The following is a 403-nucleotide window of genomic DNA, read 5'->3' on the forward strand; positions in this document are numbered from 1 at the left end:
GTCAGCCCAGTCGATAAGGACAAATGGAAAGGGGTTGAGGCTGCAAGTTAGCTGCGCATGCCAACGATAAATAGCGATGCGCTCGCGATACAACTGCGCATTGCCAAGCAACCTATCAACACGCTTAATGGCATGCTTAGCGGATGTCTTACCCGTCATGGAGCGGCCAAGTTGAGTGAGGGTGAGGCGATCACCGTTGAGCAATGCTTGGGTAGAATCGATGAGGGATTGAAGACGTTTTTTGTGAATGAAAGGGCATTGATTTTGTAGCTGTTGGTGTATGATATTAAGTTCACGCATCTCGTTGTAATCTGGTTTGTTTTTGGCGAAATTAATTAGATCACACAACGAGATGCGTTTCTATATATTTGATAGCGAAAGATATTTTGTGGGGATTCGCTAG

The 403-nt window shown here is 45.2% G+C and carries 1 pseudogene; it reads right to left on the reverse strand.

From position 1 onward, the window contains the following. A pseudogene (locus ACK8OT_RS19305) lies at nucleotides 1-300 on the reverse strand (IS4 family transposase); the annotation flags it as partial. Nucleotides 301-403: the final 103 nt, after the last annotated feature.

The organism is Motilimonas thetidivivens (genome assembly GCF_046452435.1).
GTDB lineage: Bacteria > Pseudomonadota > Gammaproteobacteria > Enterobacterales > CBDFNC01 > Motilimonas.